The following is a 26,472-nucleotide window of genomic DNA, read 5'->3' as shown; positions in this document are numbered from 1 at the left end:
GCGGTCGCCCGCGCCATCATCTGGGCGACCAACGTGGTCATCCTCGACGAGCCCACCGCGGCGCTGGGCGTGGTCCAGACCGGGCGGGTGCTCGACGTGGTCCGGCGGGCCCGCGACGCCGGCATGTCGGTGGTGCTGGTGAGCCACAACATGCCGCAGGTGCTCGACATCGCCGACCGTGTCGAGGTGCTGCGCCTCGGTCAGCGGGCCGCCCAGCTGCGCGCCGACGAGGTCACCACCGACGACCTGGTCGCGGCGATGACCGGCAGCACCAGTGTGGATCGGCGTGAGCGGTGACGGCGGCCGTGCGCCGGGGTGCGCGCGGTCGCACCCGTTGGGCGGGCTGGGCCGCCGGCGGGTCGCCGCCGCGGCTGAGCCCGCTGGGCTTCGGTGCCGCGCAGGGCGGCAACCTGTACCGGGCGACGTCGGATGAGCAGTTCGCCGCCGCAGTGGACACCGCCTGGGCGGGCGGCATCCGGTACTTCGACACCGCGCCGCACTACGGGCTGGGCCTGTCGGAGCGGCGGTTGGGTGCCGCCCTGCGCTCCCGCCCGCGCGACGAGTACGTGGTGTCGACGAAGGTCGGCCGGCTGCTCGTGCCGTCACCGGAGGCGGCACACCGACCGGACCCGGAGGGTTTCGACGTTCCCGCCGATCATCGCCGGGTCTGGGACTTCAGCCGCGACGGCGTGCGCCGTTCGTTGGAGGCGAGCCTTCGGCGCACCGGCCTGGACCGGATCGACGTGGTGTACCTGCATGATCCGGACGAGCACTGGAAGCAGGCCGCGTACGAGGCGGTTCCGGCGTTGGTGGAGCTGCGCGAGCAGGGCGTGATCGGTGCCGTCGGTGCCGGCATGAACCAGTCCGCGATGCTGGCCCGGTTCGTGGCGGAGACCGACGTGGACGTGGTGATGTGCGCCGGCCGGTACACGCTGCTGGAGCAGGGCGCGTTGACCGACCTGCTGCCCGCCGCGCAGGAACGCCACGTCGCTGTGGTGGTCGCCGGGGTCTACAACTCCGGGTTGCTGGCCCGGGACATGCCGCCGACCGACGCCGTCTACGACTACCGGCAGGCGCCGGCGGAGGTGATCGACCAGGCCCGCCGGATAGCGCGGGTCTGCCAGGCGTACGGCGTCACGTTGCCCCAGGCGGCGTTGGCGTTCGTCCGTCGCCACCCGGCCGTGGTGTCGACGGTGGTCGGCATGCGTGACGAGGCCCAGGTGACCGAGACCCTGCGCCGAGCCGACGTCGACGTCCCCGATCAGCTCTGGGCGGCCCTGTACGACGAAGGGCTGCTCGACGTGCAGTCGTGAGCGGTCACGAGCGGGCCGTCTCGATGTTCGCGTCGGCGTCGTCGGGCAACCCCTGCAACGACTCCTCCACACCGATCAGGTGGTTGGCCATCCGGGTGCGGGCCCGCTCCGGGTCGCGCGCCACGAGGGCCTTCAGGATCGCCACATGTTCGTCGTGGGTCCGCAGGTCCGCGCCCTCCTCGTGCAGGCTGCGCCAGAGCCGGCCGCGGATGGTGCGCCCGGCGAAGGCCTCGATCAGGCCGACGAGCACCGGATTCTCGGCGTGCACCGCGATGATCCGGTGGAAGGCGATGTCGATCTCCATGATCCGCTCGTGGTCCTGCGGCGACTGGCCGACCAGCCGGGCCGCCTCGTCGAGCAGGTCCCCCGCCTGAGCCAACGCCTCGTCGGTGATCCTGGTGGCCGCCAACCGGGCGGCCTCGCACTCCAGCAGTCGCCGGACGGTGTGGATGTGCCGCGGGTCGCCCTGGCCCTGGAAGTCGACCACGAAACCCATCGGGGCCAGCAGTTGCGGGGCGTCGAGGTTGGTGACGTAGGTGCCGTCGCCCTGGCGGATGTTGACGATGCCGAGGATCGACAGCGCGGACATCCCCTCGCGCAGCGAGCCCCGTGAGACGCCGAGCGACTCGGCGAGGTCCTTCTCGACGGGCAGCCGGTCACCGGGCCTGAACTGCCCTTCGAGGATCATCCGTTTGATGCCGTTGACCACTTCGTCTGTGCGAGACATGCTTCCCCTAGCGGCCGACGGGGGTGGCCTGTCCACCCGCGATCACGTACGCCTCCGGAGATGACACGGTAGTCGGGTCTGCCGCGGCCCAGTAGTGGCCGTCGGGAAACCGGTAGAGCGTGACCGACTCCTGACGCATCCGGGTGGAGTAGCCGGGCTGGCTGGGCAGGACGTATCCGCTTCCCGAGCCGGTGTCACGGATGATGCACGGGTCGGTGAAGTGTTCGTGCAGGTGGTCGACGAACTCGGTGACCCGGTTGGTGAGATCCCCCGAGATCGCCACGTAGTCGAGCACCGAGACGTGTTGGACCATCTCGCACAGCCCGACTCCGCCGGCGTGGGGGCACACCGGGATGTCGAACTTCGCGGCGAGCAGCAGCACGGCGACGATCTCGTTGATGCTGGCCAACCTGCCGGTGTCGAGCTGGCAGAAGTCGATGGCCTCGGCCTGGAACAGCTGCTTGAACATCACCCGGTTGTGGCAGTGCTCGCCGGTGGCCACGCCGATCGGAGCGACGGCACGGCGGACGGCGGCGTGGCCGAGGATGTCGTCGGGGCTGGTCGGCTCCTCGATCCAGAGCGGCTTGAACCGGGCGAGGGCGCTGACCCACTCGATGGCCTGGCCGACATCCCACACCTGGTTGGCGTCGATCATCAGGTTGCGGTCCGGGCCGAGGATCTCCCGGGCGATCGCGCAGCGGCGGATGTCGTCGTCGAGGTTGGCGCCGACCTTGAGCTTGACGTAGCCGTAGCCGCTGTCCACCGCCTCCTGGCACAGCCGGCGCAGCTTGTCGTCGCCGTAGCCGAGCCAGCCCGCCGAGGTGGTGTAGGCGGGGTAGCCGGTCCGGTCGAGTTCGGCGAGGCGGGCGGCCTTCGTGCTCTCCTTGGCGCGCAGGATGGCCAGCGCCTCGTCCCGGGTCAGGGCGTCGGAGAGGTAGCGCAGGTCCGCGATGTCGACGAGTTGCTCGGGGGACATGTCGACGAGCAGTCGCCACAGTGGCTTGTCGGCGACCCGGGCGGCCAGGTCCCACGACGCGTTCAGCACGGCCGCCAGCGACAGGTGGACGACGCCCTTCTCGGGGCCGAGCCAGCGCAGCTGCGAGTCGGAGGTCAGGAGGCGGTAGACAGCGCCCATGTCCGCCGCCATCGTCGCCACGTCCAGGCCCACGAGGCGCTGTGCCTGGTGGACCGCCGCCGCCGCGACGATGTCGTTGCCACGGCCGATGGTGAAGGTCAGCCCGTGCCCCGCGAGCGGCGCGCCCGCGCCGTCGACGCCGTCGGTGTGCAGCACGACGTAGGCCGCCGAGTAGTCGCCGTCCTTGTTCATGGCGTCTGACCCGTCAGCGGTCAGGGAGGTGGGGAAGCGGACGTCCTCGACGGTGACGGCAGTGATCTGCGGCATGCGCTCCTCGCCCGGCTAGGCTAAAGATCAGATGATCACTGGGAGTATACGGACGGCTCGTTGAGCGCGTCAACGTTGTCGATCACTAGGGACACCCAGACATATGATGTTTGTGTCGGCTGTCGACCCACTGGCCACTGTCGACACCGGCGCGGAGAATCGTGCCTCCGTTGCCGGCGCCCTCCGGCGCGGCGCGCGCGGCCCGGGTGGTGACGGTGGTCACCGCGCTGGCCGCCGACACGCCCGAAACCGACATGTGGGGTGTGACAACGGCTCCGTCCCTATATATGGTGTCGAGCGCAGCTGGTTCGGCCGCTCATCCGGCGCGGTCGAGGCAACAGGGAACCCGGTGGAAATCCGGGACTGTCCCGCAGCGGTGAGTGGGAACGACCGCCGTCATCAGCACTGGGCCACCCATCGGCCTGGGAAGCGACGGCCACTAGGAGACCGGCGAGCCCGGTCGTGCCCGCGAGTCCGAAGACCTGCCAGCGCGCCGCGTACCCGAACCCGGGTGCGCGGCGGTCCGAGGCCGCGTGGGACGGCTGACGCCACCTGATCCCACGCCGCGCCGGCGTGGCGTCCGTCGGTGTCTGTCTCCTCGCGTCCGGGCCACCAGGTCTCGAACTCCGAGGAGCGAGTGGTGACAGTCACCCAGGTAGTCCCGGCCGGCGCCGACACGCCCGCGCGGCGGACGCCCATGCGGGTCCGCAAGCGCGACGGCGCGACCGAACCCGTGGACGTGAACAAGATCGTCCGGGCGGTGGAGCGGTGGGCCGACGACCTGACCGACGTCGACCCGATGCGGGTGGCCACCCGCACCATCAGCGGCCTCTACGACGGCGCCACCACCGCCGAACTGGACCGGCTCTCCATCCAGACCGCCGCCGAGATGATCGGTGAGGAGCCGCAGTACTCCCGCCTCGCCGCGCGGCTGCTGGCCGGCTACGTCGACAAGGAGGTACGCCGGCAGGGCATCACCTCGTTCAGCGCGGCGATCCGGGTCGGCCACGCCGAGGGTCTGATCGGTGACGACACCGCCGCGTTCGTCGCCGCACACGCCACGACCCTCGATGCCGCCGTCGACCCGGACGGCGACCGCCGGTTCGAGTACTTCGGCCTGCGCACCGTGTACGACCGCTACCTGCTGCGCCATCCCACCAGCCGACTGGTGCTGGAGACCCCGCAGTACTGGCTGCTGCGGGTGGCCTGCGGCCTGTCCCGTACGGCGGACGAGGCGGTCGGCTTCTACCGACTGATGTCCAGCCTGGCCTACCTGCCCAGCTCACCGACCCTGTTCAACTCCGGGACCCGGCACACCCAGATGTCCTCCTGCTATCTGGTCGACTCCCCGCTGGACGAGTTGGACTCGATCTACGCCCGGTACGCCCAGGTCGCCAACCTGTCCAAGTTCGCCGGTGGCATCGGCATCGCGTACTCCCGGGTCCGCTCCCGCGGCGCGCTGATCCGGGGCACCAACGGGCAGTCCAACGGGATCGTGCCGTGGCTGCGCACCCTGGACGCGAGCGTGGCGGCGGTCAACCAGGGCGGCCGGCGCAAGGGCGCGGCCTGCGTCTACCTGGAGCCGTGGCACCCGGACATCGAGGAGTTCCTGCCCCTGCGGGACAACACCGGCGAGGATGCCCGGCGCACCCACAACCTGAACCTGGCCAACTGGATCCCGGACGAGTTCATGCGCCGGGTCGAGGCCGACGAGGTGTGGTCGCTGTTCGACCCGCACGAGGTGCCCGAGCTGCCCGACCTGTGGGGGGAGCGGTTCGACGCCGCGTACCGGGAGGCCGAGGCGCAGGGCCGGTACGTGCGGCAGGTCCCGGCGCGGGAGCTGTACGGCACGATGATGCGCACCCTGGCCCAGACCGGCAACGGCTGGATGACCTTCAAGGACGCGTCGAACCGGCTGTGCAACCAGACCGCCGAGCCGGGCAACGTGGTGCACCTGTCCAACCTCTGCACCGAGATCGTCGAGGTGTCCAGCGACGCCGAGACCGCCGTGTGCAACCTGGGCTCGGTGAACCTCGCCGCCCACCTCGGCGACGGCGGCATCGACTGGGAGCGGCTGCGCGCCACGGTGCGGACCGCGGTGACCTTCCTCGACCGGGTCATCGACATCAACTACTACCCGACCGCGCAGGCGGCGGCGAGCAACCCCCGCTGGCGGCCGGTCGGGCTCGGGCTGATGGGCCTGCAGGACGTCTTCTTCGCACTGCGGCTGCCCTTCGACTCGCCGGCCGCCCGGGAGCTGTCCACCCGGATCAGCGAGGAGCTGTACCTGACCGCGCTGGAGACCTCCGCCGACCTGGCCCGCGACTTCGGCGCGCACCCGGCGTACCCGCAGACCCGGGCCGCGCGGGGCCAGCTCCAGCCCGACCTGTGGGGTGTCGAGGGTACGCAGACGGCCCGCTGGGATGCCCTGCGCGAGCGGGTCGAGGCGCACGGGCTGCGTAACTCGCTGCTGGTGGCGGTCGCGCCGACCGCGACCATCGCCTCGATCGCCGGGTGCTACGAGTGCATCGAGCCGCAGGTGTCCAACCTGTTCAAGCGCGAAACCCTGTCGGGGGAGTTCCTTCAGGTCAACACCGCTCTGGTACGCGAGCTGAAGGCCCGCGGTCTGTGGACCGAGCGGATCCGTTCGGCGATCAAGCGGGCCGAGGGGTCGGTGCAGGACATCGCCGAGCTGCCGGCTGGCGTACGGGAGTTGTTCCGCACCGCGTGGGAGCTGCCGCAGCGGGCGTTGATCGACCTGGCCGCCGCCCGCGCCCCGTTCATCGACCAGTCCCAGTCGCTGAACCTGTTTCTGGCCGCACCGACCATCGGCAAGCTCTCCTCGATGTACCTGTACGCCTGGAAGGCCGGCCTGAAGACCACGTACTACCTGCGCTCGCGCCCCGCCACCCGGATCCAGCAGGCCACCGTCGGCGCTGTCTCGCCCGTCGCCGTCGACGCGGAGGCGTTGGCCTGCTCGCTGGAGAACCCCGAGTCGTGCGAGGCCTGCCAGTGAACCCCGCCGACGCCACCACCACCGATACGAGGACCACGCACATGCTGCTCGACCCCGGGATGGACCTCACCCTGCGCCCGATGCGCTACCCGCACTTCTTCGACCGGTTCCGCGACGCCATCCGCAACACCTGGACCGTGGAGGAGGTCGACCTGCACGCCGACCTCGCCGACCTGGACAAACTGTCGCCGGCCGAACGGCACCTGGTCAGCCGCCAGGTGGCGTACATCGCCACCGGCGACACGATCGTCGCCAACAACCTGGTGCTCAACCTCTACCAGCACGTCAACAGCCCCGAGGGCCGCCTCTACCTGTCCCGGCAGCTGTTCGAGGAGGCGGTGCACGTCCAGTTCTACCTCAACCTGCTCGACACGTACGTGCCCGACGAGACCGAACGTTTCGAGGCCTTCGCGGCGATCGAGAACATCCCCTCGATCCGGCGCAAGGCCGAGTTCTGCTTCCGCTGGATCGACTCGCTGGGCGACCTGCGGGAGCTGCGGACCCGCGACGACCGGCGGACGTTCCTGCTGAACCTGATCTGCTTCGCCGCCTGCATCGAAGGGTTGTTCTTCTACGGCGCGTTCGCCTACGTCTACTTCCTGCGCTCGCGCGGCCTGTTGCACGGCCTCGCCTCCGGCACCAACTGGGTGTTCCGCGACGAGTCCATGCACATGGCGTTCGCGTTCGACGTCGTCGACACCGTCCGTGCCGAGGAGCCGGACCTGTTCGACGACGACCTCGCCGACCAGGTCCGGCAGATGCTCACCGAGGCCGTCGAGTGTGAGGTGCAGTTCGCCGAGGACCTGTTGGGTCGCGGCGTGCCCGGTCTGACCCTGGCCGACATGCGGGAGTATCTCCAGCACGTCGCCGACCGCCGCCTCGCCCAGCTCGGCATCCCGGCGCACTACGGGTCGAGCAACCCGTTCGGGTTCATGGAGTTGCAGGACGTCCAGGAGCTGTCCAACTTCTTCGAGCGGCGGGTGTCGGCGTACCAGGTCGGGGTGAGCGGCACCGTCGCCTTCGACGACGATTTTTAGGCGGCAACCGATCCGGGGGCCTGGCGTCGCTTGGTGAGCCACCGCATCACGTGCAGGGGGTGCGACGCCGGGTCCTGGATCGGGTGGAAGACGTGTTCGACAACGCCGTCGGCAATGATCAACGTCAGCCGCTCGTAGAGTGTCATGTCGCCAGCGGTACGGGTCGGCAGGCGCAGCGCGGCGGCCAGGGTCAGCCTCGGGTCGGGGATCAGCGGGTAGGGCAGCCGCAGCCGGTGCGCGAGTTCCCGCTGGTAGCCGGTCGACTGGGCGGACAGTCCGTACACCCGGGCGGCGCCGGCGGCGCGCAGCTCCGCGTGGTGGTCGCGGAACCAGGCGGCCTGCTCGGTGCTGCCCCGGGCGCCGTGGATCTCCAGCAGCCCGTTGGGCAGGTCGACGCCCGGTCGCCCGGTCAGCGGGTAGACGAAGATGACGGTGCGTCCGGCGCCGAGCGCGCCAAGGTCGACCGGGCGGCCGTCGGTGCCGTAGAAGGACAGCTGTGGCATCGTGGCGCCGACCAGCCCGGTGGGGTCGGCGCCCTCCACCTGACTGCCGGGTACGACCTGGGTCGCGGCGGCGTCGAGGCGCGCGTCCAACGCGTCGCGCTGGGCGGTCAACCTGCCGATCCGTTCCTGCAGGTTGGTGATGGTGCTGCGGTACGTGGCCACCGCCGCCGCGCACACGTCGGTGTCGTCGGCACCACCGGCGATCGACTCGACGAACGGGCGGGTCTCCTCGACGGTCAGGCCGAGCGCCATCAGCTCGCGGATCTGGGCGACCAGCCGCACCGCGATCGGGTCGTACTCCCGGTAGCCGTTGCTCAGCCGCCGGGGCACGACCAGCCCGGCCGACTCGTAGTACCGCAGTGCCCGGACCGTGGTTCCGGTCCGTCGTGCCAACTCACCCACCCGCATCCCGCGACCCTAAACCCGCACCCCGGGGTACGGGTCAACGTGTCCATCGTCGCGGTGTCAGGGCCGCCGTTTCCTGCCAGTCTGGCGGTGAAACAGCAGCTTGAGCAGGGAGTGTGCGATGACGGCAATCAGTCGGGTGCGGGGTCGGCAGATCCTCGACAGCAGGGGCAACCCGACGGTGGAGGCCGACGTGGTCCTCGCCGACGGGTCGACCGGCCGGGCCGCCGTTCCGTCCGGCGCGTCGACGGGGGCCAACGAGGCGGTCGAGCGGCGCGACGGGGACCTGACGCGTTTTCACGGCAAGGGGGTGAGCGCGGCCGTCGCCGCGGTCAACGGGGAGATCGCCGACGCGGTGCGCGGGTTCGACGCGGAGGACCAGGCCCTGATCGACGAGACGATGATCGACCTCGACGGTTCCAAGGACAAGGGCCGACTGGGCGCCAACGCGATCCTGGCGGTGTCCCTGGCGACCGCGAAGGCGGCGGCGTCGGCCCACCGGCAGCCGCTCTACCGCTACGTCGGTGGGGTCGGCGCCCGCCTGCTGCCGGTGCCGATGATGAACATCATCAACGGTGGCGCGCACGCCGACAATCCGCTCGACTTCCAGGAGTTCATGATCGCCCCGGTCGGCGCGCGGACCTTCGCCGAGGCGGTCCGGATGGGCTCGGAGGTCTTCCACACCCTCAGGGCGTCCCTGGCCGCGGCCGGGCACAACACCAACGTCGGCGACGAGGGTGGCTTCGCCCCGAACGTCACGGACGCCGACGAGGCACTGCGGTTCGTGTTACGCGCCATCGAGGACACCGGTTACCAGCCCGGATCCGACGTGCTGATCTGCCTCGACCCGGCCAGCTCGGAGTTCTTCCACGACGGCGTCTACGACTACGTCGGCGAGGGACGTCAGCGCACCGTCGACGAGCACATCGACTACCTGCTGGACCTGATCTCCCGGTACCCGATCAGCTCGGTCGAGGACCCGATGGCCGAGGACGACATCGCCGGCTGGCAGCGGCTGACGGCGGCGGCGGGGGAGCGCGTGCAGTTGGTCGGCGACGACGTGTTCTGCACCGACGTCGACCGGCTGCGCGACGGGATCGACGGCGGTTACGCCAACGCGATCCTGGTCAAGGTCAACCAGATCGGCACGCTCACCGAGACCCTGGCGACGGTGGACGCCGCCCACAAGGCCGGGTACCGGGTGGTGATGTCGCACCGGTCCGGCGAGACCGAGGACACCACCATCGCCGACCTGGCCGTCGGCGTCGGTTGCGGGCAGATCAAGACCGGTTCCCTGTCGCGCTCGGACCGCACCGCCAAGTACAACCAGCTCATCCGCATCGAGGAGGAGCTCGGCGACCGCGCCCGCTACGCCGGTGGCCGCTGACGGCGGTGCGACTACCGTCGACTGGCGCACGCCACACAGGTACGCGCTGACGGGCGGGCGGCGAGACGCTCGGCGGGAATGGGACGCAGACACCGTTCGCACACCCCGTAGCTGCCGTCGTCCACCCGTCGCAGCGCGACGTCCAGCTCGGCCAGGCGTCGGCGGGTGGCGTCCAGGACGGCGATGAGTTGCGCGCGTTCGAAGGCGATCGTGGTGCCCTCGGGGTCGTGTTCGTCGTCGGCGTTGGACGACCGGGACGCCTCGAAGAGGCTCCGCAGGTCGCCCTCCAGGGCGGTGGCCTGAGCCTCGGTCTGCGCGCGCAGCCGTTGCAGTTCCTCACGCGGGTCACTGGTCATCGCCGTTCCACGGTACTGCTACATGACGTTGCGGGTGTGCAGCGCGGAGAGCGCCGCCGCCTCGTCGGGCCGGAAACCCAGCCGGACGAGGCGGCGCTGGCGGCCCTGGTCCATGGCGTCTTGCAGAGCCCGCACCCGGTCGAAGCCGGCGGACACGTCGTCCGGATGCCACCCACCCGCCGCGAGCGTCGGATCACCGTCCGGTGCGGGCGTTGTCCCGGTGCGGTCGGCTGTGCCCGTCGTCCCGGTCGATGCGCAGCTCACGTTCCAATTCGGTGATGACCGCCCGCAGGTCGTCCAGCCGTTGGGTGAGCGCGATCCGGTCCACCTCGTCCGGTACGCCGTCGCCGTCCTCGTCGTACCCGGGCGCCAGTCGCTCGGTCATCTCCAACCGGCGGGCCTCCTCCATCGAGTTGACGATGACCGCGATGAGGATGTTGAGCAGCAGGTTGACGGTGATGACCACGTAGCTGACGTAGTAGAGCAGCGTCCATGGTGAGATCGCCATGCCCTGCTCGATGAGGTCCGGAAGCGTCTCCAGCGACAACAGCACGAACAACGTCAGCAGCGATCGGCCGATGTCGCCGTACTCCTCCGGATACCGGTTGCCGAAGATCAGCCAGCCGGCCATGCCGTACACGTAGAGCGTCACCACGGCCAGGGCGAGGAACCCGGTGACACCCGGCAGGCTGCGCCACAGCGCGGAGACGATGGTCCGCAGGCCCGGCGAGAACCGCACCAGGCGGACCATGCGGGCGACCCGCACGACCCGCAGCAGCGCCGGGTCGCCGTGCAGGCCCGGGATGAAGATCGCGGCGATCACCACGAAGTCGAAAACGTTCCAGCCGTGCCGGAAGAAGTCCTGTGGGCGCTTGCCGTACGCGGCCAGCCGGATGGCGATCTCGACGACGAAGACGGCCCGGAAGAGCACCTCCAGCCAGTGCAGCGCGGCGCCCGCCGGGCTCAGGTTGTCGTAGGTCTCCAGGCCGAGAACGATGCCGTTGGCGAGGATGACCACGACGATGGCGATCTCGAAGGGGCGGGACCGGGCGAGTCGGTCGCAACGGTCGGCCCAACCCGGCTGGTGCCGCTGTGAGGTGGCCGGTCCACCCCGTGGGGCGGGCACGGGTGCGTCGCTCACCAGGTGGCCGGCTCGATCGGGCGCGCCGAGCAGGTGGCCCACCTCCGGCCGTCGTCATGGCGGTGCCGATGGTGTGCGGGCATGCCCACCAGCCTAGCCAAGATCAATGACAGTGGTCGACCACGCCGCCTCGCGGCGACGACCGGACTGGCGAACGGCGGTTGCCGTTTAGTGTGGATCGGTGAGTGACGTACCGCCGCGCGTCGGCGACGGCGACCCCGACCGGCAGCCGATCTGGAGCAGGCCCGAACGGGGCAGCCGTGGCCCCGCTCCGGCGCGCAGCCGGGACAGCATCGTCGCCGCCGCCATCGCGCTGGCCGACGCCGAAGGGCTGGCCGCGGTGTCGATGCGGCACCGGCGCCGGCTCCCTCTACCGCTACCTGTCGTCCCGCGACGACCTGCTGGACCTGATGACCGACCGGGCGGTGCGGGAGTTGCGCCCGTACCCGCGGGTGGAGGGCGACTGGTTGGCGACGATGGTGCTGTTGGGACGCCGGCAGTTGGCGCTGTTCGGCGCCCACCCGTGGTTGCTCGACGTGTTCCACCGGCCGTCCGGCATCGGCCCGGAGACCCTGGCCTGGTTCGACAACTGCATCGAAGTCCTGGAACCCGTGCGCTGCCCGGTGGCCGCCAAGTTCGAGGCCATCGCGATGATGACCGGCGTGGCCAGCCTCTTCGCCCGTCAGGAGTCCGCCGCCGGGGCGTTCAGCTTCGCCGGGGTGGACCTGGCGGCGTACCCGCACCTGGTCGCGGCGTTCGGTCAGCCCTCCGGGCCGACGCCCCGGGCGGACCTCGTCGAGCGGACGCTGCGCGGTCTGCTGACCGGCCTGCTGCTCGCCGAGCCGACCGAGGCGGGGTGACCGGGTCACGAAGCGGTGGTGAGGTACCGGCGGTAGCCGAGGGCGGACTGCGTGAAACCGACGGACGCGTAGAACTGGTGGGCGTCGGTGCGCGCGGCGTTCGACACCAGTTGGACCTTGTAGCAGCCGGCCGCCGTCGCGTCGTCGAGCGCCGCCAGCACGAGGGCCCGGGCGACGCCACGACGGCGCCATCCGGGCGCGACCACCACGTTCTCCACCACCATGTACGGTCGCGCGCCGTGGGTGAGGTTGGGGGCGACGAGGGTGTCCAGGGTCCCCACGAAGGTGTCCCCGGCGACGGCCAGCAGGAGGCGGCGGCCAGCCTGCGCGTGCAGGTCGCGCCAGGCGCTGGCCAGCCGGGAGGAGTCCGGCCGCGGGTCGCCGGGGGCGAGCTGCCACAGCACGTCGAAGACCCGCTCGGGGTCGTCCTGCTCGACGGCGGCGCGGACGACGACGTCGCCGCTCACCGGACCGACCCACAACGGTCCAGGTTGGACAGCGCGGGATCCCGGCGTGGCGGCCCGGCGTGCCGGCGGACCCGGTCATTGACGTGCCTGAGCATGCCGTCGAGGATACCCGGGCAGCAGCTGCCCGGGTGGCGGCGGCGACCGGACCCCGCCGCCCTCCTCGCTGCTGAACCCCGTCAGCCCCGCGCGGCCCGGATGGCGTCGCGCAGCGGAGTGCTCGGCCGGCCGAGTAGCCGGCTGAGGTCGTCGCTGTCGGTCGCCAACTCGCCGTCGGCGATCGACTGGTCGAGCGCGGCGACGAATCCGGCGGTGCCGGCGTCCAGGCCGACGTTCTCCAGGGCCGAGGCCAGCTCGGCCGCGGACATGTCCTGGTGCACGACGGTGGTGCCGGTCACCTCGGTGACGGCCTCGGCCAGTTCGTCGAACGTGAACGCGGCACCGCCCAGTTCGTAGACGGCGTTGCCGTCCTGCTCCCCGGTCAGCGCCGCCACGGCGGCCCCCGCGTAGTCGGCCCGGGTCGCGGCGGAGATCTTGCTGCCGCCGCTGGCGCCGAGGATCGTGCCGGAGCCCAGGTACTGCGGCAGCTGGTCGGTGTAGTTCTCGGTGTACCAGCCGTTGCGCAGCACTGTGTAGGTCAGCCCGGACGCGGCGAGGACCTCCTCGGTGGCCTTGTGCTCCGGGGCGAGCGGGTTCGCTGTGGTGTCGGCCTTCAGGATGCTGGTGTAGACGAGACGCTCCACACCGGCGAGCTTGGCCGCGTCGATGACCGCCGTGTGCTGCGCGACGCGCTGACCGGGAGCGTCGCCGGAGATGAGCAGCAGACGGCGTACGCCGGCCACGGCGCCGGGCAGCGTCGACGGGTCGTCGTAGTTGGCCTTGCGGATCTCGACGCCCCGCGCGGCCAGAGCGGCGGCCTTCTCCGGGCTGCGGACGATGGCGGCGATCTCGGCGGCGGGTACGCCGCTGTCGAGCAGTTGCTCGATCACCAGGCGGCCCAGTCGGCCGGTGGCGCCGGTGACGGCGTAGGTGGGCATGCGAACCTCCGAGGCTGGTGGCTTACCTGCAAGCACTTACTAATCTATAGCACTTACCATAGGTAAGCGTAGGTTAGGCTGGTGAGGTGAGCGACAGGCCGGCCCAGGACCCGGCGGGGCCTACCCAGGAATTCGTCAGCGATGTCTTCGCGCGGGGCTGCACCTCCCGTGCCGCCTTCGAGGACGTCACCTCGAAGTGGGCCTCGCTGGCCCTGTTGGCGCTCGGCGAGGGCCGCTACCGGTTCAACGCGCTGCGGCGACGCATCGACGGGGTCAGCGAGCGGATGCTCTCCCAGACCCTGCAGACCCTCGAACGCGACGGAATGCTCACCCGCGAGGTGCTCACCGCGATCCCACCGCGGGTCGAATACTCGTTGACCCCCCTCGGTGCCCGGGTCGCCGAGCAACTTCGTGGCCTCGCCGACCTGCTGGAGGCCTCGGTGCCCGAGTTGCAGACCGCCCGCGACAGAAACGACCGCGACCGAGGCTGACTCTCAGGTGTTCAGCGTCTCGCGCGGCGGCACGCCGTAGCTGGCGTGGTACCGCGCGGTGAACCTGCTGTGGCTGGCGAACCCCCACCGGCTGGCGATCGCCGAGACCGTCTCCTGGCGCGGGTCGGCGCGTACCAGGTCGTGGTGTGCCCGAACGAGCCGGATCCGACGCAGGTAGGCCATGGGGGTGGTGCCGAGATGACGGCGGAAGGCGAGTTGCACCGCCCGCAGGGAGACGCCGGCCGCACCGGCGATGTCGACCGCGCTGATGTCCCGATCGGCGTGCTCCTCCAGAAACGCGATGGCCCGGCGCAGCGTGGCGGTGGTGGCGTCGTTCCGGTCCGCGGCGGTCGGCTCGGTGAACGCGGTGTTGGGGAAGACCGCGAGCGCCGCCGCCGCCAGCATCCGGGCGGCGTTGCCGATCACCAGCGATTGCGCCCCGTCGGCTGGGCTGTTCAACACGACGTCGCGGACGAAGCTCGTGGTGTTGCGCCACTGCCGGGCGAGGGCCGTACCGGCGGCACCCAGCTCGGTGAACTCGATCCGACCGGGCCGGCGGGCCGGCGCGGTGGTGGCCACCTGCGCCAGCACCGACAGATCCAGTACGCACAGCTCCACCTCACCGGGATGCCACTGGACGGTGCACGGCTCGTCCGGCCTGGTGACGAGGAAGACCTCGCCGGGGCCGAACCGGTGGGTCGATCCCGCGCAGGAGCGACTGCCGCGCGCGGTGTTGGCGCGACCGATGACCAGCCCGCCGAGGGCGCTGGCATCGATTTCGAGGTGCCCGGTCTGTCGGGTGGTCGCGAGGGCGAAGGGAGCGGTGTCGACGCGCTGGTGGGTGAGTCGGTATCCGTTCCGGCTCTGAATGCGCAGCTTCGGGTCGTAGGTGGCGGACAGGAATTCCTGGATGGCCGACGGGTCACTGCTGTCGAACCGGTGGGTCTGCACTGGCGATGACGTCATCCGCTGTCTCCGTCCGGTGAAGGTGCCGCCGGGTGGTGGAACGCGTGTCGACGGCAGGATCGGGACGTGCCGGGGTGCGCGGCGGTGACCCGGCACGTCGGTGGCCGGCGGTGCGGTGGAACGTCGCGAGCGGGACGGCAGCGACCGGTTGAGGGCGTCGGATCTGGTCTGACGATTCGTGACGCTGGGATGCAATATCCGTGGATGGGAATGTCACCATACGACAATCACTCGCTCGCCGTCCCGCCAATCACCTCGGTGTGTCGGCAGCTCGACTTCGTTTTCCGGCTAGCCCGTCGAACGGTTCTACGTCTGCTGTCCTAGCCACCCTCGCGGCCGACAGCGAAATCTTGTTCATGATTCGTCGGAGGATGATCGTGGCACCGCCGGGAGACCGGCCCACGAAGGGGGGAAGCGTTGGACAGTACTGATCCTGACCGCGTCGTTCGGCTGGCCGTGGGCGAGGCGCTGGCCCGGGTGGCGGACGAGGACAGCCTGGGCCTGGGCGAGGGGGACGCGCTGGAGCGGCTCGGGGGTGGGCTGCGCGCGGTGCTGCGCCGCGCACTCGACGACCGGGTGCCGCTGACCACGCCGGACTTCGTCGACCTCTGCCGCGACCTGGGCCTGAACCGTGACGCCTTCGACCTGCTGGGGCACTACCTGATGACCGCGTTGCTGACCCAGCAGGTCGGACCGGACGCCCTGATTCGCGTCGGCGTGCTTTTCGGCACCGTCGGGCGCTACCTGCCCGGCGCCCGTCCGCCAGCCCACCGCAACGAGGGTCCCGCGATGCGGCGGCGCGACGTGCGTTCGGACAACAGTGTCGTCGGTCGGTACCGCCGCGCCAAGCTGCCGGAGCACCTCCCCAACCCGCCGAGCTGGACCTGCACCGGCTGCGGCCGCGAATGGCCCTGCGCCACCAAGCAGAGCCAACTGCTCGCCGAGTTCGGTGGAGCGCGCGCCTCCCTCGCGGTCTACCTCGGCTCCTGCCTTGTCGCCGCCGCCGAGGACCTGCCCACGCTGCCGCTGCCTCGGGTCCGGCACCGGTTCCTCGGCTGGTTGCCGCGCGCCCGGATCTGACCGGCTCGCTGCCACCCGCCCGGCTCCCCACCGGTCGGAGCAGGGTGTTCATCGTGAGCACCGGCTGCGTACGGCGGGTGTTCACCGGCCTCTTCAAGGCTCCTTGATCGAAAGAGCATTCGCTTGATCGAGGAGAGGCAACACGTGTCAGACAGGCATTCCGAAGAGACCGAGCACCCGCAGCTGTCCCGGCGCAAGCTGGTCAAGTACGCGGGCGTCGGCGCGACGCTGGCCGCGGCCAGCCCCCTGGTCGGTGCCAGCGCGGCGTGGGCCGAGGAGGACCGCCGGCCGGGCAACGACGACAAGGCCGACCGGGGCAACTCCAGGAACCGGGTGTGGCGCGCGGGGGACCACCACATCCACTCCGAGTACAGCGGCGAGTTCGACACCACGAAGTCCCCGATCGTCTTCCACAAGGGCGCGGACGCGGTCTACCCGATCGTCACCAACGCCATCATGGCGAAGAACTTCGGCCTGACCTGGGCGATGTGCACCGACCACGGTGGACCGACCCACTCGAAGGTGAACATCGAGCAGGCGTATCCCGACCTGCTGCGTTCCCGCAAGCTCGTCCCCGAGGTGCTCCAGTTCTGGGGTATGGAGTTCGACGCGCCCTCGCTGGACCACCACACGCTGATGATCCCGCGTCACGACGACGAGGCGAAGCAGCTCTTCGAGTTGGAGAGCCGGTTCGCCAAGTACGACGCGTTCCCCACCGACCCGACCCGGGACACCGAGGCGAAGATGGTGGAGTTCCTCAAGGTCGCCCGGGGCATGCCGCACAAGCCGCTGGTGATCGCCCACCACGCGTCCCGTTCGGCGCCCGGCCTCGGCGTCTACGGCCAGGACACCCCGCGCGAGTTCCGCAACGGCAACAACGCCGCGCCGGACGTCTACATCGGCTTCGAGGGCGCACCCGGGCACCAGGCCGGCCCGCTCAATGGCGGGGCGCGCGGCGGGTACGGCAACCACCCCACCTACGGCGGCTTCGACCAGATGACCGCCCGGGTCGGTGGGCTGTGGGACTCACTGCTCGGCGAGGGCCGGCGCTGGTGGATCACCGCCACCTCGGACTCGCACGTGCACTGGACCCGTGGTGGGTCCGACTTCTGGCCGGGGGAGTACAGCAAGACCTACGTGCACGCCCGCCAGGACTACGGCGACATCATGGACGGCCTGCGCAACGGCCGGATCTGGGTCACCACCGGTGACCTGATCCGCAGCCTCGACGTCACCGCCACGTCCCAGGGCAAGACCGCCGAGGTGGGCGAGACGATCACGGTGAGCCGTCGGAGCCGTACCGACGTCGACATCGAGATCACCTTCCGTCCGCTGGGTGGGGTGAACGCGAACGGCGACCGGCCCGAGGTCCGCCGGGTCGACCTGATCGTCGGCCAGATCACCGGCCCGAGCGCCAGCCTGGACGCCGACACCAACCCCACCACCAAGGTGGTGGCCCGGTTCGGCCCGCGCGACTGGCGTCGGCAGGGCGACAGCTACGTCATCCGGCACACCCTGCGCAACGTCGAGGCGGACACCTACGCGCGGGTGCGTGGCACCAGCACGGACGAGGCCGAGCCGCTCGCCGACGGCTTGGAGAGCCCGTGGGACGACCTGTGGTTCTACTCGAACCCGGTGTTCGTGCACGTGCGCTGACCGGGCGGGTTGACGACACCGCGGGTCACTCGGCACCGCTCGACAAAGGACGTCGGGCGGTGCCGGGCGGCCCGTCGGTCAGCTGTCCGAACCGGTGCTTCGGCGGGTTCGGGGGGAGGCGGCTCGTCCGCTTCGCGCCGCCGCGGCACCGGTCCGGCGGGCAGTGGGCGACGCCGGCTCGGGGTGCACCTCGGTCACCACCTCACAGAGGTCACGCAGCGGGTCCGCCGCCTGGGCCGAACAGGCGACCTTCTGCAACAGGGACCGCAGCGTCGCCGACTCGGGCGGCGTGAGGGCCCCCAGCAGATGCGACTCGACCTGCCGCAGTGCCGCTCGCCGCTGCTCCCACGCGGCACGGCCGGCGTCGGTGACCTCGATCAGCCGGTTGCGTCGGTCGGCCGGGTCCGCGCGACGGGCCACGAAGCCGGGCCCCTCCAGGTCATCGATCAGGTACGTGAGGACGGTGCGGTCGATGCCGATCTCCTCGGCGATCGCGCCCTGGTTCCGGGCCGGTCCGTTGATCGCCGCGGTGAGCAGCTGGTAGCCACGAGGGCCGCCGGGGAAGTCGGTGAGCGCGTGCTCGGCCGCGCGGACGTAGCCGCGGAAGACGATCCCGAGCATCCAGCCCAGGTCGTCGTCGAGCGGATCGGGCCGGCCCGGCCGGTGAGTGGCACCCGTCATCCCCCGACAATAGCGCAGTGAGTCAGACCTTGATGGCAGCAGAAGTTCTGTGTGACATAAGGTTAAGGTCACGGCGCATCAGCCGACGCGTCGGGCGAATCGGGAGGCTCGCAGATGAGCGACTACGGCCACGACCTGGTCTTCGGATCCTTCGTCACGCCCAGCGCAGGCGATCCGGACCGTACGGTCGGCGTCGCCGTCCTGGCCGAGCAGGTCGGGCTGGACCTGGTCACCTTCCAGGACCACCCGTACCAACCGGCGTTCCTCGACACCTGGACCCTGCTGAGTTTCGTCGCGGCCCGCACCCACCGGGTGCACCTCGCGGCGAACGTGACGAACCTGCCACTGCGCCCGCCCGCGGTGCTCGCCCGCAGCGTGGCCAGCCTGGACCTGCTCAGCGGTGGCCGGGTCAGCCTCGGCCTCGGGGCGGGGGCGTTCTGGGACGCCATCGTGGCGATGGGCGGCCGGCGGTTGACCCCCGGCGAGGGTGTGCGAGCGCTGACGGAGGCCATCGAGGTCATCCGTCAGCTCTGGGACGTCGAGACGCGCGGCGGAGTGCGGGTCGACGGCGAGTTCTACCGGGTGGTGGGCGCCAAGCGCGGACCCGCCCCAGCCCACCACACGCCGATCTGGCTGGGCGCGTACAAGCCCCGGATGCTCCAGCTCACCGGCCGTCGGGCCGACGGCTGGCTGCCCTCGCTGGGCTACCTCCAGCCCGGCGACCTGGCCAAGGGCAACGCGATCATCGATGACGCCGCGCGGGAGGCCGGCCGGTCACCGCGGGACGTGCGCCGACTGCTCAACATCGCCGGACAGTTCTCGGCGGTCGGGCGTGGCCCCCTGAACGGGCCCGCCGAGCAGTGGGCCGAGGAGCTGGCCGAGCTGGCGGTGGAGGACGGCGTCGGCACCTTCATCCTGGCCAGCGACGACCCCGACGACCTGCGCCGCTTCGCCGGCGAGGTCGCCCCCGCCGTCCGCGAGCTGGTCGCGGCCGAACGGGAGCAGGGCGCGACGCCGGGGCGTACGCCAGCACAGCCGGAGCCGGAGCCGGCGGCGGTCGTCGCGGCGCCGGTGCGGGCGAGCCGCGCCACCGCGACCGGCGGCGCGTTCGCCGTGGTGCCGACCCCCGACGACGGTGTACGGCGAAGCGAGCGGCGGGTGTGGGACGAGTCGACCCGGCCGAGCGGGCCCGCGCCCGACCCGGAGCGCACCTACACCGCGCAGGAGCAGGCCACCGGTGCGCACCTCGTGCAGATCCACGACGGTCTGCGTGCCGAGCTGGCCCAGATTCACGACCTGATCGACCAGGTGGCGGCCGGCGAGATCGACGCCGGCGCGGCCCGCTCCCACATCAACACGATGACCATGCGGCAGAACAGGTGGACGCTCGGCGTCTACTGCGAGTCGTACTGCCGCATCGTCACCACCCACCACACCATCGAGGACCAGTCGTTCTTCCCCCGGTTGCGGGCGCGCGACCCTCGGCTCGGCCCGGTGGTCGACCGGTTGGAGCAGGAGCACCACGTCATCCACGACGTGCTGGAGGGCGTCGACCGGGCGCTGGTCGCGTACGTCGGGTCCCCGGACGGCCTCGCCGAGCTGCGGGCGGCGGTGGACCTGCTGACCGACGCTCTCCTGTCGCACCTCAGCTACGAGGAGCGGGAGCTGGTCGAGCCGTTGGCGCGGTTGGGCATCGCCTGATCGGCGGGGCGCCGCAGCGGCGGGGGTTCCCCGATCTGATCTGAGAGGCTACTCTCGAAACATGTCTCTCAAGAATCCGTACGGGGATTTCGAGATCACCGAACCGCAGGCGCTCCGGGCGCTGGCCCATCCGGTCCGGTTGGCCATCCTCGACCGCCTCCAGCGGCACGGCCCGGCCACCGCCACCGGGCTCTCGCCGCACGTCGGGGCCACCCCGTCGGTGGTCAGCTGGCACCTGCGACACCTCGCCACGTTCGGCCTGGTCGTCGACGCGGAGGGGACCGCCAGCAAGCGTGAGCGCTGGTGGCAGGCCGCGGCCCGGGGCTTCCGCTTCGAGCTGCCCGACGACGCCGAGGGGCAGGCCGCCGGCCGGCAACTCCGCGGCGAGATGTTCGCCAGGGCCGCCGAGGCGCCACAACAGTGGCTGCTGCACGACGAGCCCCGGCTGGACGCGCAGTGGCGCGGCGTGGCCGGCGTGGCCGACACCCGGTTCGTGGCCACCCCCGAGGAGCTTCAGCAGTTGGAGGCCGCCATCGAGGAGCTGCTCGCCCCGTACGTGCGGCGCAAGGACGACGACACGTCGCCGGCCGACGCGCGAACCGTGCGGATGCTGCGCTACCTGCTGCCCGAACCCGGCGACGACCCGGCCGCGTCATGACCGCCACCGCCACCGCCACCGCGCCGCCCCTGCACCGCGACCGGCGGTTCCGCACCTTCTGGATCAGCGAGACGATCTCCCAGTTCGGCGACCGGATCAGCGAACTGGCCCTACCGCTGATCGCCGTCACCCTGCTCACCGCGACACCCGTGCAGGTCAGCGTCCTCACCGCGTTGATCTGGCTACCCAACCTGCTGGGCCTGATCCTGGGTGCCTGGGTGGACCAGCGCACCCACAAACGCCGACTCCTGATCATCGCGGACCTGATCCGCGCCGCGGTGCTGCTCAGCCTGCCGGTGGCCTACCTGTTCGACGCGATCACCCTCACCCAGCTCTACCTGGTGGCACTGCTCACCGGCGTCGGGGCGGTGCTCTTCGCCATGGCGCGTCAGGCGTTCTTCGTCGCCCTGGTGCCGCGCTCGGCGTACGTCGACGCGACCAGCAAGCTCAGCATGAGCCGGTCGCTGTCCTTCATCGCCGGCCCGGCAGTCGGCGGTGGGCTGGTCCAGGCGCTCAGCGGCCCGGTCGCGATCGTCGTCGACGCGGTGTCCTTCCTCGGCTCCGCGATGCTGCTCAGCCGCATCCCGGTGACCGAGCCACCGCCCCCGCCCCGTCGGACGTCGACGTTCGGCCTGGTCCGCGAAGGGCTGGTGCTGGTGCTGCGGCACCCGGTGCTGCGGGCCGCCCTCGGCTGCACCAGCACCGTCAACTTCTTCACCTTCATCGCCAGCGCGTTGCTGGTGCTCTACGCCAGCCGTGACCTCGACCTGTCGGCCGGCGCGATCGGCATCGCCTTCGGGTTCGGCGCGCTCGGCGGCTTCGCGGGCGCGGCGCTCGCCCCACGGATCTCGCGCGCGATCGGCCTGGGCCGCACCGCCATGATCGGCGCGGTGCTCTTTCCCGCACCGCTGGCACTGACCGCTCTGGTGTCCGGACCCACCTGGGCGAAGGTGGCCATGCTGGCGGCCATCGAGCTGGTCTCCAGCGTCGGCGTGATGCTGATGGACGTGAACCTCAACGCCCTCCTCACCGCCGTGACACCCGACGACGCGCGAGGACGCCGGGCCGGCGCCTACAGCGCCGTCAACTACGGCATCCGGCCGCTCGGCGCGCTGGTCGGTGGCGCGTTGGGCACCACCATCGGGCTACGGCCCACCCTGGTCATCGCCGGCCTGGGTGGCGTGCTCGCCGTGCTGTGGTTGCTCGCGTCACCGGTGCGCCAGATCAGAACCCTCGACGAACCGGCGGCCTGACCACAGGGGCGGGGCCCGGTCGCGCCGCCGCTCACCGGGCCCGCGCCCCGAACGGGCGATGCCTGTGCGCGGATCGCGCCACCCGTCACCACCGGGTCAGGCGACCTCCGCCAGCAGCACCCGGGCCAGCTCGGCGGGCTGGGAGAACATCGGCCAGTGGCCGGTGTTCATCGTGACGAGTCGCCAGTGGTCGCTGGTCAGCAGCGAGGCCACCGTGTCGTTGGGCTCAGGCCCGTCGAGCAGGCACTTCACGTACGTCGCCGGCAGCTCACCCAGTGGTCGGCTCAACACGGCCGGCTCGGTCAGCGTGCCGCCCGGGTGTGGAGTGGACCCCTCGACCAGGCGCGCGATCTGCCCGTCGGTGAGACCCTGACCGTCGAGATCGGCAGCGCCGAGCGGAGCCCAGTGCCCGCCGTTGTCGGCGAGCTGCGCCTCGAAGGCCGCCTGGCCCTGCCACCAACCGGAGGCGAACGACCCGCCGTCGACAGGCACCTCGGAGTCGACGAAGACCACCCGGGTCAACCGGTCACCGATCCGCTCGGCGGCCTGGCCCACCGGGATGCCCGAGTAACTGTGCCCGACCAACACCACGTCGCGCAGGTCGCGGCGCTCGATCTCGTCGACGACGTCCCGCACGTGGGTCTGCTGCCCGGCGGGCACCTCCCGCCGCTCGGCGAGACCGGAGAGGGTCAGCGGGTGGGTGCCGTGGCCGGCCGCCCGCAGCGGCGGGACCACCTCGTCCCACGCCCACGACCCCAACCACGCCCCCGCCACCAACACGAAATCAGCCATGGCGCGGAGCCTAACGGCGACCTGCGACAGGTCGGCGGCTCACGACTTCTGCCGGCCTCGGTCGGCGGACACCTGCGGCGGAACCCGCCGCCGGCGGCACCCACCGCAGCTGGCCACCGGGGGCCGCCGAACAGTCAGACGTGGTCGCGCGGGGGCGGCCCGGCCTCGACGGGCATCCGGTAGATGTGCACCGGGTAGTCGACGGCCGACCGCCCGCCGTCGAGCCCGGCGGTCAGGTGCAGCTGGGCCGCCGGCATCCAGAGCCGGGCCTCGGCGTCGATCCACATCGCGTCCACCCACGCCAGCCGGGGATCGGCGACCAGCGTCCGGACGCTGCGGTCGGGTGCGAGGGCGAGGACACGTCGTCGTTCCACGTCGCTGAGGTAGATGGTGCCGGTGGCGTCGATGGCAGTGCCACCGGTGCTGGGTGTCTCGCACCACCGTTCGACCCGCCGGGCCAGCTCGTCGGCGGACACCGACGGGTCGTCCAACCAGCGGGTGGCGATCCGGGACATCCCGCCGGAGGCCGGCTGGTAGTAGAGCCAGCGACCGTCCGGCGACACCTCCAGCTGGTCGACGTGCAGGCGTACCTCGGCACCGTCCGGGTCACGCAGCACGCGACCGTCGGCGATTAACGGCCCGCCCACCGTGCTCGGATGCCCGTCCAGCACCCGCCGGGACCGACCCGAGTCGAGGTCCAGCACGATGATGCCGGCGGCCCCGGCGTCGCTGAGGTACGCCACCGGGCCGTTGAACCGGACATCGTCGACGTAGCTGTCCGGGTGGACCGCCTCGTCGAGGTGGTAGACCCGATCCACCTGGTCGCCGTCGAGGTTCACCGCGATCAGCCGAGCGCCGCCGGGCACCTGCGTTGAGCCGATCTGGGGCGTGCCCGAGTCGACGATCCACAACCGGCCGTCCGGGCCGGCGCGCAAGCCGTTGACGTGCACGAACGCCCCGTCCGGCGGCTGGTCGGCGCGGTTCCACGCGGCGTCGGGGTACGGCTCACGCCGGCCGTCCGGCAGCGCCTCGACCACCTGCACGCCGGGCCGGTCCGCCGACGGGTAGCTGAGGAACACCCGCCCGCGCACTGGTGTCACACCGGTGCACACCCGGCCCTCGTGCAGCACCGACGTCAACCGGGGATCCTCCTCGGTGGGCAGCGACGACATCGACCCGCTCCTCACCCGCCCGCCGGCGTCCTCGGCTCACGCCGGTGCCGACGGCTCCGGCCATTCGGCGCGGTATCCCCGGCGCCTGCCGGCCGAAACCGCCGGTCGCAGGGCACCGCTGATCGCACGGCACGCCGGTTGCGGGGCACCACCGCCGACGGTCAGCCGCCCGCAGGCAGCGCCCGACGGTCAGCCGCCCGCAGGCAGCGCCCGGCGCTCAGCCGGTCGGCGGTGCTGGCGGGCCGACCCGGCCCGCGAGCCGCTTCGGGGCCATCACGCAGTAGCTCTCGGTGAGCAACTCACCCACCTCCTCCCAGTCGGTGTCCCTGTCCACGATCATGCCCAGCACGTTCGCAGCCCAGTCCGGTTTGTAGAACGGGTGGCCCACGCCGAGGAGCCCGGCGATCTCGTCGAGGGGCGACCGGAAGGTCAGCAGGCAGGCGGGCCGGTCGAGGGCGGCGGCCCGGGCGTGGACCGGCTGACGGTCGGGGTCGACGGTGAGCACGTGGGCGAAGGTCCGCTTGCGGATGCGCCAGCGGATGCCCACCCAGGCGGGCTCTTCGTAGGTCTCCGGCAGCCCGAGGCAGATCGGCCGCAGCCGGTCGAGGACCTCGGGTGGGACGTCTCCAGGTGCGGTCACGGGCAACGACGCTAACCGGCGGGTGTGACAAGTCCCGCCCGTCGAACCCGGGCCGGGCCGGTGGTGCGGGCCCTGCCGATCGGCCAGGATGGGCGGGGCGACACTGGGCCGTCGCCCCGCCCGCCCCCCGTGCCCGCTGAGGAGTGCCGTGCCGTCCACCCTGCTCTCCCGCCGTGACCTCGACTTCCTGCTGCACGAGTGGCTGCGGGTGGCCGACCTCGTCGAGCGCCCCCGCTACGCCGAGCACTCCCGGGAGACCTTCGACGACGCCCTGGACCTCGCCGAGCGGGTGGCCACCGAGCAGTTCGCCCCGCACAACCGGGCCGCCGACCTCGCCGAGCCGACCTTCGACGGGCAGCGGGTGCGGCTGATCCCGCAGGTCCGGGCGGCGTTGGACAGCTTCGCCGAGACGGGCCTGCTCACCGCCGGGCTGGACGCCACCGTCGGTGGCCTGCAACTGCCGCACGCGGTCGCCGCGGCCTGCTTCACCTGGTTCCAGGCCGCCAACGTGGCCACCTCCGCGTACCCGTTCCTCACCCTGGGCAACGCCAACCTGCTGCTGGCGCACGGCAGTCCCGAGCAGGTGGACACGTACGTGCGACCCATGTTGGACGGTCGGTTCTTCGGCACCATGTGCCTGTCCGAGCCGCACGCCGGCAGCTCACTGGCCGACATCACCACCCGCGCCGAGCCGCAGGCGGACGGCACGTACCGGCTCTTCGGCACCAAGATGTGGATCTCCGGTGGTGATCACGAGTTGGCGGAGAACATCGTCCACCTGGTGCTGGCCCGCATTCCGGGCGCGCCGCCCGGGGTCAAGGGCATCTCGCTGTTCATCGTGCCCAAGGTGCTGGTCGGCCCGGACGGGTCGCTCGGCGACCGTAACGACGTGGTGTTGGCGGGGCTCAACCACAAGATGGGGTTCCGGGGCACCACGAACACCCTGCTCAGCTTCGGCGACGGCGCGCACACCCCGGCCGGTCGCCCCGGAGCGGTCGGGCATCTGGTGGGCGCGCCCCATCAGGGTCTCGCGCAGATGTTCCACATGATGAACGAGGCCCGGATCGGGGTCGGGGCCGGCGCGACCGCGTTGGGTTACACCGGCTACCTCAAGAGCCTGGCGTACGCGAAGGAGAGGCCACAGGGCCGGCCGGTCGGCGCGAAGGACCCGGCCACCGCACAGGTGCCGATCATCGACCACCCCGACGTACGACGGATGCTGCTGGCCCAGAAGAGCTACGTGGAGGGGGCGCTGGCACTGGTGCTCTACTGCGCGCGGCTGCTCGACGAGCAGAAGACCGCACCTTCCGAGGCCGACCGCGAGCGTGCCCACCTGCTGCTGGACGTGCTCACCCCGATCACCAAGAGTTGGCCGTCGCAGTGGTGCCTGGCCGCCAACGACCTGGCGATCCAGGTGCTCGGCGGCGCTGGCTACACCCGTGACCACGACGTGGAGCAGCACTACCGGGACAACCGGCTCAACCCGATCCACGAGGGCACCCACGGCATCCAGGCGCTGGATCTGTTGGGGCGCAAGATGACCATGCAGGGCGGCGCTGGTCTCGTCCTGCTGACCGCGACGATCGGCGACACGGTCGAGCGGGCCCGGCAGGCCGGGGGCGAGGCCGCCGCGCTGGCGGGCCGGCTGGCGGCGGCGGTGGACCGGGTCACCGCTGTCACCGGTCGACTGTGGGCCGACGGTGATCCGGTGCTGGCGCTGGCCAACGCCAGCAC

General features: G+C 71.4%; 25 protein-coding genes, 1 pseudogene and 1 riboswitch. Of the genes and pseudogenes, 13 read left to right on the top strand and 13 right to left on the bottom strand.

The features are described from left to right. A pseudogene (locus KBX53_RS01455) lies at positions 1–297 on the top strand (sugar ABC transporter ATP-binding protein); the annotation flags it as partial. Further along, positions 294–1,313: an aldo/keto reductase gene (locus KBX53_RS01450; protein ID WP_309140690.1), complete on the top strand. Its 1,020-nt coding sequence runs from the start codon at positions 294–296 to the stop codon at positions 1,311–1,313. The pseudogene KBX53_RS01455 and the gene KBX53_RS01450, both read left to right, overlap by 4 nt. 4 nt (positions 1,314–1,317) lie before the next feature. Here the strand turns inward: KBX53_RS01450 and KBX53_RS01445 are convergent, their stop codons facing one another. Together KBX53_RS01445 and KBX53_RS01440 are read right to left on the bottom strand one after the other, a co-directional pair. Continuing rightward, positions 1,318–2,040 (bottom strand): FadR/GntR family transcriptional regulator, encoded by a 723-nt coding sequence (locus KBX53_RS01445; RefSeq protein ID WP_030336306.1) that lies wholly within the window; start codon positions 2,038–2,040, stop codon positions 1,318–1,320. 7 nt (positions 2,041–2,047) lie between these two features. Continuing rightward, a complete protein-coding gene (locus KBX53_RS01440; protein ID WP_030336307.1) occupies positions 2,048–3,442 on the bottom strand; it encodes an enolase C-terminal domain-like protein in 1,395 nt (464 codons plus the stop codon). A 287-nt stretch (positions 3,443–3,729) separates the two neighbouring features. After that, positions 3,730–3,947, top strand: a riboswitch (cobalamin riboswitch). 192 nt (positions 3,948–4,139) lie between these two features. Here KBX53_RS01440 and KBX53_RS01435 point away from each other — a divergent pair. Together KBX53_RS01435 and KBX53_RS01430 are read left to right on the top strand one after the other, a co-directional pair. Continuing rightward, a complete protein-coding gene (locus KBX53_RS01435; protein WP_247674954.1) occupies positions 4,140–6,458 on the top strand; it encodes a ribonucleoside-diphosphate reductase subunit alpha in 2,319 nt (772 codons plus the stop codon). 41 nt (positions 6,459–6,499) lie between these two features. Further along, the gene (locus KBX53_RS01430) at positions 6,500–7,495 is read left to right on the top strand and encodes a ribonucleotide-diphosphate reductase subunit beta (protein ID WP_210857556.1); all 996 of its coding nucleotides are present in this window, start codon (positions 6,500–6,502) and stop codon (positions 7,493–7,495) included. Here KBX53_RS01430 and KBX53_RS01425 read toward each other — a convergent pair. After that, positions 7,492–8,406, bottom strand: a complete 915-nt coding sequence (locus KBX53_RS01425; RefSeq protein ID WP_210857555.1) for a MerR family transcriptional regulator — start codon at positions 8,404–8,406, stop codon at positions 7,492–7,494. The genes KBX53_RS01430 and KBX53_RS01425 overlap by 4 nt on opposite strands. Positions 8,407–8,524: 118 nt before the next feature. Between KBX53_RS01425 and eno the strand changes: the two genes are divergently transcribed. Further along, positions 8,525–9,790, top strand: a complete 1,266-nt coding sequence (gene eno / locus KBX53_RS01420) for a phosphopyruvate hydratase (RefSeq protein WP_210857554.1) — start codon at positions 8,525–8,527, stop codon at positions 9,788–9,790. A gap of 11 nt (positions 9,791–9,801) precedes the next feature. Here eno and KBX53_RS01415 read toward each other — a convergent pair whose 3' ends face one another. Genes KBX53_RS01415 through KBX53_RS01405 form a run of 3 tightly spaced genes read right to left on the bottom strand, consistent with a single transcriptional unit; the run spans position 9,802 to position 11,287 of the window. Then, positions 9,802–10,146: a TraR/DksA C4-type zinc finger protein gene (locus KBX53_RS01415; RefSeq protein ID WP_210857553.1), complete on the bottom strand. Its 345-nt coding sequence runs from the start codon at positions 10,144–10,146 to the stop codon at positions 9,802–9,804. Between the two features lie 18 nt (positions 10,147–10,164). Continuing rightward, entirely contained in the window at positions 10,165–10,302 is a 138-nt protein-coding gene (locus tag KBX53_RS01410) for a hypothetical protein (RefSeq protein ID WP_210857552.1), read from the bottom strand. 37 nt (positions 10,303–10,339) lie between these two features. Then, positions 10,340–11,287, bottom strand: a complete 948-nt coding sequence (locus KBX53_RS01405) for an ion transporter (RefSeq protein ID WP_210857551.1) — start codon at positions 11,285–11,287, stop codon at positions 10,340–10,342. 410 nt (positions 11,288–11,697) lie between these two features. On the opposite strand from KBX53_RS01405, the gene KBX53_RS01400 reads away from it, so the two are divergent. Next, positions 11,698–12,147 (top strand): hypothetical protein, encoded by a 450-nt coding sequence (locus tag KBX53_RS01400; protein WP_247674949.1) that lies wholly within the window; start codon positions 11,698–11,700, stop codon positions 12,145–12,147. Positions 12,148–12,152: 5 nt separating this feature from the next. Here the strand turns inward: KBX53_RS01400 and KBX53_RS01395 are convergent, their stop codons facing one another. Both KBX53_RS01395 and KBX53_RS01390 read right to left on the bottom strand, forming a co-directional pair. Further along, entirely contained in the window at positions 12,153–12,614 is a 462-nt protein-coding gene (locus tag KBX53_RS01395) for a GNAT family N-acetyltransferase (RefSeq protein WP_210857550.1), read from the bottom strand. Between the two features lie 176 nt (positions 12,615–12,790). Further along, entirely contained in the window at positions 12,791–13,648 is an 858-nt protein-coding gene (locus tag KBX53_RS01390; RefSeq protein WP_210857549.1) for an SDR family oxidoreductase, read from the bottom strand. A gap of 86 nt (positions 13,649–13,734) precedes the next feature. On the opposite strand from KBX53_RS01390, the gene KBX53_RS01385 reads away from it, so the two are divergent. Next, a complete protein-coding gene (locus KBX53_RS01385) occupies positions 13,735–14,139 on the top strand; it encodes a helix-turn-helix domain-containing protein (protein ID WP_030336326.1) in 405 nt (134 codons plus the stop codon). Positions 14,140–14,142: 3 nt separating this feature from the next. On the opposite strand, the gene KBX53_RS01380 is transcribed toward KBX53_RS01385, so the two are convergent. Further along, a complete protein-coding gene (locus tag KBX53_RS01380; RefSeq protein ID WP_081884010.1) occupies positions 14,143–15,105 on the bottom strand; it encodes a helix-turn-helix transcriptional regulator in 963 nt (320 codons plus the stop codon). Between the two features lie 417 nt (positions 15,106–15,522). Here KBX53_RS01380 and KBX53_RS36060 point away from each other — a divergent pair, with 417 nt between their 5' ends. Next, positions 15,523–16,185 carry a hypothetical protein gene (locus KBX53_RS36060; RefSeq protein ID WP_245233737.1) on the top strand — a complete coding sequence of 221 codons (663 nt, stop codon included), beginning with the start codon at positions 15,523–15,525 and terminating at the stop codon, positions 16,183–16,185. A 144-nt stretch (positions 16,186–16,329) separates the two neighbouring features. Continuing rightward, a complete protein-coding gene (locus KBX53_RS01370) occupies positions 16,330–17,841 on the top strand; it encodes a phosphoesterase (protein ID WP_210857548.1) in 1,512 nt (503 codons plus the stop codon). Between the two features lie 78 nt (positions 17,842–17,919). Here KBX53_RS01370 and KBX53_RS01365 read toward each other — a convergent pair whose 3' ends face one another. After that, entirely contained in the window at positions 17,920–18,522 is a 603-nt protein-coding gene (locus KBX53_RS01365; protein ID WP_030336334.1) for a MarR family winged helix-turn-helix transcriptional regulator, read from the bottom strand. A 114-nt stretch (positions 18,523–18,636) separates the two neighbouring features. On the opposite strand from KBX53_RS01365, the gene KBX53_RS01360 reads away from it, so the two are divergent. From KBX53_RS01360 to KBX53_RS01350, 3 genes are all read left to right on the top strand, one after another. Next, complete coding sequence (locus KBX53_RS01360) at positions 18,637–20,223, top strand: LLM class flavin-dependent oxidoreductase (protein ID WP_210857547.1); 1,587 nt, start codon at positions 18,637–18,639, stop codon at positions 20,221–20,223. A 61-nt stretch (positions 20,224–20,284) separates the two neighbouring features. After that, complete coding sequence (locus tag KBX53_RS01355) at positions 20,285–20,881, top strand: helix-turn-helix transcriptional regulator (protein WP_210857546.1); 597 nt, start codon at positions 20,285–20,287, stop codon at positions 20,879–20,881. After that, positions 20,878–22,134: an MFS transporter gene (locus KBX53_RS01350; protein WP_210857545.1), complete on the top strand. Its 1,257-nt coding sequence runs from the start codon at positions 20,878–20,880 to the stop codon at positions 22,132–22,134. Before KBX53_RS01355 ends, KBX53_RS01350 begins: the two co-directional genes overlap by 4 nt. Before the next feature lie 96 nt (positions 22,135–22,230). Here the strand turns inward: KBX53_RS01350 and KBX53_RS01345 are convergent, their stop codons facing one another. The 3 genes from KBX53_RS01345 to KBX53_RS01335 all read right to left on the bottom strand — a co-directional run bounded on the left by KBX53_RS01345 (position 22,231) and on the right by KBX53_RS01335 (position 24,738). Continuing rightward, positions 22,231–22,926, bottom strand: a complete 696-nt coding sequence (locus KBX53_RS01345; RefSeq protein ID WP_210857544.1) for an alpha/beta fold hydrolase — start codon at positions 22,924–22,926, stop codon at positions 22,231–22,233. Between the two features lie 134 nt (positions 22,927–23,060). Beyond that, the gene (locus tag KBX53_RS01340; protein WP_210857543.1) at positions 23,061–24,098 is read right to left on the bottom strand and encodes an L-dopachrome tautomerase-related protein; all 1,038 of its coding nucleotides are present in this window, start codon (positions 24,096–24,098) and stop codon (positions 23,061–23,063) included. Positions 24,099–24,315: 217 nt separating this feature from the next. Next, positions 24,316–24,738: an MmcQ/YjbR family DNA-binding protein gene (locus tag KBX53_RS01335; protein WP_210857542.1), complete on the bottom strand. Its 423-nt coding sequence runs from the start codon at positions 24,736–24,738 to the stop codon at positions 24,316–24,318. 148 nt (positions 24,739–24,886) lie between these two features. Between KBX53_RS01335 and KBX53_RS01330 the strand changes: the two genes are divergently transcribed. Beyond that, positions 24,887–26,472 (top strand): acyl-CoA dehydrogenase family protein (locus tag KBX53_RS01330; protein WP_210857541.1); only part of this gene is annotated, 1,586 nt, incomplete at its 3' end.

This window comes from Micromonospora sp. M51 (assembly GCF_018070305.1).
Lineage (GTDB): Bacteria > Actinomycetota > Actinomycetes > Mycobacteriales > Micromonosporaceae > Micromonospora > Micromonospora parva.
Note: the sequence above shows the minus strand (reverse complement) of the source record. Positions and strands in the feature narration are given on the sequence as shown.

What these genes read in the sequence shown, in the direction of transcription:
- KBX53_RS01360 (WP_210857547.1), top strand. Translation starts at nt 18,637, where the DNA reads ATGAGCGACTACGGCCACGACCTGGTCTTCGGATCCTTCGTCACGCCC.
- KBX53_RS01440 (WP_030336307.1), bottom strand. Translation starts at nt 3,442, where the DNA reads ATGCCGCAGATCACTGCCGTCACCGTCGAGGACGTCCGCTTCCCCACC.
- KBX53_RS01425 (WP_210857555.1), bottom strand. Translation starts at nt 8,406, where the DNA reads ATGCGGGTGGGTGAGTTGGCACGACGGACCGGAACCACGGTCCGGGCA.
- KBX53_RS01345 (WP_210857544.1), bottom strand. Translation starts at nt 22,926, where the DNA reads ATGGCTGATTTCGTGTTGGTGGCGGGGGCGTGGTTGGGGTCGTGGGCG.
- KBX53_RS01350 (WP_210857545.1), top strand. Translation starts at nt 20,878, where the DNA reads ATGACCGCCACCGCCACCGCCACCGCGCCGCCCCTGCACCGCGACCGG.
- KBX53_RS01435 (WP_247674954.1), top strand. Translation starts at nt 4,140, where the DNA reads ATGCGGGTCCGCAAGCGCGACGGCGCGACCGAACCCGTGGACGTGAAC.
- KBX53_RS01390 (WP_210857549.1), bottom strand. Translation starts at nt 13,648, where the DNA reads ATGCCCACCTACGCCGTCACCGGCGCCACCGGCCGACTGGGCCGCCTG.
- KBX53_RS01430 (WP_210857556.1), top strand. Translation starts at nt 6,500, where the DNA reads ATGCTGCTCGACCCCGGGATGGACCTCACCCTGCGCCCGATGCGCTAC.
- KBX53_RS01415 (WP_210857553.1), bottom strand. Translation starts at nt 10,146, where the DNA reads ATGACCAGTGACCCGCGTGAGGAACTGCAACGGCTGCGCGCGCAGACC.
- KBX53_RS01445 (WP_030336306.1), bottom strand. Translation starts at nt 2,040, where the DNA reads ATGTCTCGCACAGACGAAGTGGTCAACGGCATCAAACGGATGATCCTC.
- eno (WP_210857554.1), top strand. Translation starts at nt 8,525, where the DNA reads ATGACGGCAATCAGTCGGGTGCGGGGTCGGCAGATCCTCGACAGCAGG.
- KBX53_RS01365 (WP_030336334.1), bottom strand. Translation starts at nt 18,522, where the DNA reads ATGACGGGTGCCACTCACCGGCCGGGCCGGCCCGATCCGCTCGACGAC.
- KBX53_RS01380 (WP_081884010.1), bottom strand. Translation starts at nt 15,105, where the DNA reads ATGACGTCATCGCCAGTGCAGACCCACCGGTTCGACAGCAGTGACCCG.
- KBX53_RS01340 (WP_210857543.1), bottom strand. Translation starts at nt 24,098, where the DNA reads ATGTCGTCGCTGCCCACCGAGGAGGATCCCCGGTTGACGTCGGTGCTG.
- KBX53_RS01400 (WP_247674949.1), top strand. Translation starts at nt 11,698, where the DNA reads ATGACCGACCGGGCGGTGCGGGAGTTGCGCCCGTACCCGCGGGTGGAG.
- KBX53_RS01355 (WP_210857546.1), top strand. Translation starts at nt 20,285, where the DNA reads ATGTCTCTCAAGAATCCGTACGGGGATTTCGAGATCACCGAACCGCAG.